The organism is Aequorivita flava, assembly GCF_038742595.1.
Taxonomy (GTDB): domain Bacteria; phylum Bacteroidota; class Bacteroidia; order Flavobacteriales; family Flavobacteriaceae; genus Aequorivita; species Aequorivita marisscotiae.
Genome location: NZ_JBANCF010000033.1, coordinates 1 through 2,100 on the forward strand (window position 1 = coordinate 1; position 2,100 = coordinate 2,100).

1 protein-coding gene is annotated in these 2,100 nt (G+C 56.3%); it reads left to right on the forward strand.

Going from position 1 to position 2,100, the window contains the following annotated elements; all coding sequences use genetic code 11:
• A partial coding sequence (locus tag VZD24_RS15170; protein ID WP_342688106.1) for a T9SS type B sorting domain-containing protein occupies positions 1-2,090 on the forward strand: 2,090 nt, incomplete at its 5' end.
• Positions 2,091-2,100 lie beyond the last annotated feature (10 nt).

Genomic DNA, 2,100 nt, shown 5'->3' on the forward strand with positions numbered 1-2,100 from the left:
TGGACGACAACGCTACGGAATGCTATGCCGTTGGAAGCTTTGACCTGGTGGTGAACAGTGGCCTTCCGATAACCGATCCCACGCCATTGGAGTTATGTGATGATTTAGGTGAGGAAAACGATGGGATGACTGCTTTTGATCTTACCCAGAAAAACTCGGAGATAACCAACGGCGTGCTTACCCAGGGCGTAACCTACTTTTTAACCGAAGAAGACGCGCAAAACAACGAAAACCGTATCGATCCCGATACCGCTTATGTGAATGTGGACCCCAATGGCAACCCTGTTAATCCGCAGGTGCTTTACGTACGCGTGGAGGACGGCAACAGTGCCTGTGTTTCCTTTACCACCCTTACCATAAGGGTGATCAGCAATCCGAACCCGGTAACGCCGGACCCTATTGTACTGTGCGACTATAATGTAATAGTACCCCCGGGGCCCTATGACGAAGTGGAGCTGTTCGACCTTACGGTCCGCGAGGCACAGATACGCAACGGGAACAACTGGACCCTGGATTATTATGAGAGCTATGGCGATGCGGTAACGCAAACGGATGCCATTCCGGCAGCGGATGTTACCGCCTACCAGAACACGGGCAATCCACAGGTTGTGTACGTACGCGCCACGAGCCCTACGACAGGCTGTTTTGAGATAGTGGAACTGGAATTGATTGTGGAGCCATTGCCGGACGACAGTGCGACAGTGGAACCTTATGTGTACTGTTCGACCGATGGCACCGAGATAGGGGTCTTTGACCTTACCACCAAGATCGGCGAGATATTGGGCGGCCAGCCGGCCCCGCCGATGGAGGTGAGCTTTTACCTGACCGCGATCGATGCTGAGAACAGCACCAATGCCATCACCAATGTTACGGGCCACCGCAATATGGATGCGGGCAACAACCCGATAAACCCACAGACCATCTTCACGGGCATCACCAATACCGAGACCGGATGCTATATCGGCGGGGTGCAGAGCTTTGAGTTGATCGTCCAGCCGGGAGCCGTTGCGGTAGCGCCTGCGGAACCCTTTGTGATATGCGACAACCTGATGCCCAGCGACGGCTTTGCTGAGTTTGACCTGGAAGATATGAGCGACCAACAGGTCGTTGACCTTCGCGCGGGGATCTTGGCTGGGCAGGACCCGGCGGACTTCGGCATTACCTTCCACGAGACATTGGAGGGCGCTGAGGCGGGCACGGGGGCCATTGTGTTCCCGTACGTGAACATCATCAACCCGCAGCGCATTTATGTGCGCGTGACCAACCAGACGAACATCTATGAGCCGAGCTGTTATTCTGTAGTGGAAATGATATTGAAGGTAGAGCAGCTTCCCGATGTGGTGCTGGCCGACCAATACCGTCTCTGCGTGGACGGGAACGGCAACCCGATAGCGGCTGAGGAGGGCGGGCCCTCGCCACCGGTCATAGACACGGGCCTTGACCCGGCGCTCTTTACCTTCCAATGGGAGCTTGACGGGGTGATCGTCGCGGGGCAGACGGGCCCATCGATCATAGCGCTGGTACCGGGCACCTATACGGTGACCATCACCGAACTGTCCTCTGGCTGCCAGAGCACGGCCACCACCACGGTGATCGTTTCCTCGCCGCCCGAGACCTATGGGGCGGTCCTTGTGAACGGCGCCTTTGCGGAGGACCACACCATCGAGGTGACCGCCACCGGGCAGGGGACCTACCAGTACCAATTGGACGACGGCCCCTTCCAGGACAGCAACATATTCGAGGACGTGTCCCCGGGCAACCATACGATAACCATCCGTGATGCCAACGGCTGTGGCAGCGTGACCTTCGATGTGGGGGTCATAGACTACCCGCTGTACTTTACCCCCAACGGGGACGGCTACCACGACACCTGGAACATCATCGGCATAGCCAGTGGCGACCCTACGGCAAAAATATATATCTTTGACCGCTTCGGAAAACTGCTCAAGCAGCTCAGCCCGTTGGGCCAGGGCTGGGACGGTACCTTCGGGGGCAGGCCCATGCCATCGAGCGATTACTGGTTCCGAGTGGAGTACACCGAGAACGAGATCCCAAAGGAATTCAAAGGACATTTTACCCTAAAACGATAAATAGAAATTA